Origin of the sequence: Streptomyces sp. NPDC058221, assembly GCF_042882365.1 — a bacterium.
In the GTDB taxonomy this organism is placed as follows: domain Bacteria; phylum Actinomycetota; class Actinomycetes; order Streptomycetales; family Streptomycetaceae; genus Streptomyces.
Window position 1 is genome coordinate 1 of sequence record NZ_JBHVWF010000289.1, and the last position, 3,463, is coordinate 3,463.

4 protein-coding genes are annotated in these 3,463 nt (G+C 70.7%); all 4 read right to left on the reverse strand.

All coding sequences use genetic code 11. The annotated features are described in order from the left end of the window. Window positions 1-116 precede the first annotated feature (116 nt). Window positions 117-1,706 (reverse strand): DEAD/DEAH box helicase, encoded by a 1,590-nt coding sequence (locus ACFVW8_RS38760; protein WP_389698704.1) that lies wholly within the window; start codon window positions 1,704-1,706, stop codon window positions 117-119. Window positions 1,707-1,949: 243 nt separating this feature from the next. Next, a complete protein-coding gene (locus tag ACFVW8_RS38765; protein WP_015607926.1) occupies window positions 1,950-2,153 on the reverse strand; it encodes a cold-shock protein in 204 nt (67 codons plus the stop codon). Window positions 2,154-2,432: 279 nt separating this feature from the next. Then, a complete protein-coding gene (locus tag ACFVW8_RS38770) occupies window positions 2,433-3,044 on the reverse strand; it encodes a TetR/AcrR family transcriptional regulator (RefSeq protein ID WP_389698706.1) in 612 nt (203 codons plus the stop codon). A gap of 42 nt (window positions 3,045-3,086) precedes the next feature. Continuing rightward, the coding region (locus ACFVW8_RS38775; protein WP_389698708.1) for a pyridoxamine 5'-phosphate oxidase family protein at window positions 3,087-3,463 on the reverse strand (377 nt) is incomplete at its 5' end.

Sequence of the window (3,463 nt, forward strand, 5' to 3'; positions counted from 1 at the left end):
CCCCTTAACCCCCGGCGGCGCCCGTCCCGGCGCGGCGGGTTTTGGGGGCGGGGCGCGTGGCGGGGGTCACCCCGGCTGCCGCCTCCGTCCTCCATCGCCGGACGGGCTTGATTTCGCTACGCCGCGCGACGGCCTCGCGCGGGCGCACCGCTGCGGCCGGAACCGCCGGAGCGACCCGCACCACCGGCACCGGCGCCTCCGGCGCCCCCGGCGCCGGACCCGCGCCGGCCACGCCCACGCGTGCCCGAACGGAAACCGCCGCCGGTACCGGACCCGCCGGACCCCGCACCCCCGCCGGACCGCGTACGCGGCTTCGGCTGGGTCGGCTGCGGGACCTCGACCACGATGGCGACACCGGACGGCTCGCGTGCCCCGGTGATCCGGGTGAGCTCCTCGTCGGTGGACTTGATCCGGGTGGTGCGCGGCGCGATGCCGGCGTCCTGCATCAGCCGGGTCATCTCCCGCTTCTCCTCGGGCAGCACCAGCGTGACGACGCTGCCGGACTCCCCGGCGCGCGCCGTGCGCCCGCCGCGGTGGAGGTAGTCCTTGTGGTCGACGGGCGGGTCCACGTTGACGACCAGGTCGAGGTCGTCGACATGGATGCCGCGCGCCGCCACGTTCGTCGCGACGAGCGCGGTGACCTGGCCGGTCTTGAACTGGTCCAGGGTCCGGTTGCGCTGCGGCTGCGAGCGCCCGCCGTGCAGGGCGGCCGCCCGTACACCGCTGGCGAGCAGCCGCTTGGCGAAGCGGTCGGCGGCACGCTTGGTGTCGACGAACATGATCACTCGGCCCTCGCGGGCGGCGATCTTCATCGCGACGACCTTCTTGTCCGTCTCGTCGAGGACATGGAGGACGTGGTGCTCCATGGTGGTGACCGCGCCCGCGGACGGGTCGACCGAGTGCACGACGGGGTCGGTCAGGAACATCTTGACCAGCCGGTCGATGTTCTTGTCCAGGGTCGCGGAGAACAGCATCCGCTGCCCGCCCTCCTCGACCTGCTTGAGCAGGGCGACGACCTGCGGCATGAAGCCCATGTCGGCCATCTGGTCGGCCTCGTCGAGGACGGTGATGGCGACCTGGTCGAGACGGCAGTCGCCGCGCTCGATGAGGTCCTTGAGCCGGCCCGGCGTGGCGACGAGCACCTCGGCGCCACGGCGCAGGGTGCCGGACTGCTTGCTGATCGACATCCCGCCGACGACGGTGGCCATCCGCAGGTTGACGGCGGTGGCGTAGGGCGTCAACGCGTCGGTGACCTGCTGGGCGAGCTCACGGGTCGGGACGAGGACGAGGGCCAGCGGCGCCTTCGGCTCGCAGCGGCGTCCCGCCGTGCGGGCCAGCAGCGCGAGGCCGAAGGCCAGGGTCTTGCCTGAGCCGGTGCGGCCGCGGCCGAGGATGTCCCGGCCTGCCAGCGAGTTCGGCAGGGTGGCGCCCTGGATCGGGAACGGGTCGGTGACGCCCTGCGCGGCGAGGGTTTTCAGCAGGGCGGCGGGCATGTCCAGCTCGGCGAACGCCTCGACGGCGGGCAGTGCGGGGGTCATGGTTTCGGGCAGGGCGAACTCACCCTGCGGCGGCGTGGCCCTGCGACGGGGCGACGCCTTGCCGGATCCCTTGCCGGAACCCTGTGCGGTTGCCTTTGCCTGGGCCGTGCCACGCCCCCTCGACGGGCGATTGCGGGCGGGACGGTCCTGACGTTCGGAGCGGGTCATACGGAATTGCCCTCCTGGGGATTCCTGGGAACTACGTGGGACTGCTGGGGACTTGCCGGGGACTGCGCAGAATGCGGACTGCTGCACGCGGTACGCGTGGGCCCGGTCCACCCGGGGTGCTTCGTCGCACCCGGTGCGGGGCGCTCGAACGCGCCCGGAACTTCCGTACTTCCCAGGGACAGCACAAGCCGGGACCCGCACCTTCACGGTGCGGGCCCCGGCTGCGAGGTACGCGTCCGGCAATTAGGCCGGGACGATGTTCTCCGCCTGCGGGCCCTTCTGGCCCTGCGTGACGTCGAAGGAGACCTTCTGGCCCTCCTGGAGCTCACGGAAGCCCTGGGTGGCGATGTTGGAGTAGTGGGCGAAGACGTCGGCGCCGCCGCCGTCCTGCTCGATGAAGCCGAAGCCCTTTTCCGAGTTGAACCACTTCACGGTTCCAGTAGCCATGTCATTCTCCTAAAACAGGTGCAGTGCCGGAAATCCGCACTTTACGAATTCCAAGTCGCCGCATTGAGCCCCACCCGGAGAAAGCCGGAAAACAATAAAGCGCCTGAGGAAGCATTCCCGTCAGGCGCACATAAAGTTCATGGGTACCAAAACTGCAACCGGACCACCGTAGCACGATCTGCCGACCAGCGGTGGGACACGCCACGCCGCCGGCCGGCAGAATTCTGCGGAACCCTTGGAACGCAGGGGTCGCAGCGGTTCGAAGACCGGCCGATCGCCTCAGCCGCGCAGCGCGATCCCGTCCAGGACCATCGAGAGGTACTGGCGGGCGATCTCCTCGGGGCTGTGCTGTCCGCCCGGCCGGTACCAGGAGGCGGCGACCCAGACGGTGTCCCGGACGAAGCGGTAGGTGAGCCGGATGTCGAGGTCGGCGCGGAAGACCCGGTCGGCGACGCCGCGCTCCAGGGTGCCGAGCCAGGCCTTCTCGAACTTCTGCTGGGAGTCGACGAGGTACTGGAATCTCGGCTGGGCCGCCAGGTGCTGCGACTCCTTCTGGTAGATGGCGACGGCGGCCCGGTGCCGGTCGATCTCGCGGAAGGACTCGGTGACGAGCGCCTCGATGGTCTCCCTGGGGCCGAGCCCGGCGCCGAGCACGGCGTCGTAGCCCTCCCAGAGCTCGTTCAGGAAGGTGGAGAGGATCTCGTCGACCATCGATTCCTTGGAGTCGAAGTGGTAGTAGAGGCTGCCCGCGAGCATTCCGGCCGCGTCCGCGATCCTGCGGACGGTCGTGGCGTTGTATCCCTGCGCGGCGAACACCTCGGCGGCGGTGGCGAGCAGTTCGCCGCGCCGCTCGGGGGAAGGTGTCGCCTGAGGCTTCTTCTTGGTAGGCACAGGCCCATTCTCCGCCCGGCCGCCCCTGCCGGGCACGCGGCGTCAGGAGCCGTCGTCGTTGCCCCTGCGAATCGTGCGTACCGGGCGGCCGGGGCGCCAGGACTGGATGACCACGGTGTCGCCGCCCTCGATCCCCACGCGTACCACCTCGGTGGGCTCCACCCGGAAGAGGTGGAAGGGCTCCGGCGGTGTCCGCTCGCTGATGAAACGGGCCAGCAGAGCGGCGTCGGTCACCTCGACCGCGCGCCCCGAGATCCGTACGTCCCCGTCGGCCATCTCGGCGTCGGGGCCGGGGTTGGCGTGCACGGCGAAGCGGGGATCGCGGCGCAGGTCGAGCGCCTTGCGGGAGTTCGGCATCATGCCGAGGTACGGCTCGCCGAGCCAGAAGTCCACTACGAGGCCGGTCACCCGCGTCGACC

What these genes read in the sequence shown, in the direction of transcription:
- ACFVW8_RS38760 (WP_389698704.1), bottom strand. Translation starts at nt 1,706, where the DNA reads ATGACCCGCTCCGAACGTCAGGACCGTCCCGCCCGCAATCGCCCGTCG.
- ACFVW8_RS38765 (WP_015607926.1), bottom strand. Translation starts at nt 2,153, where the DNA reads ATGGCTACTGGAACCGTGAAGTGGTTCAACTCGGAAAAGGGCTTCGGC.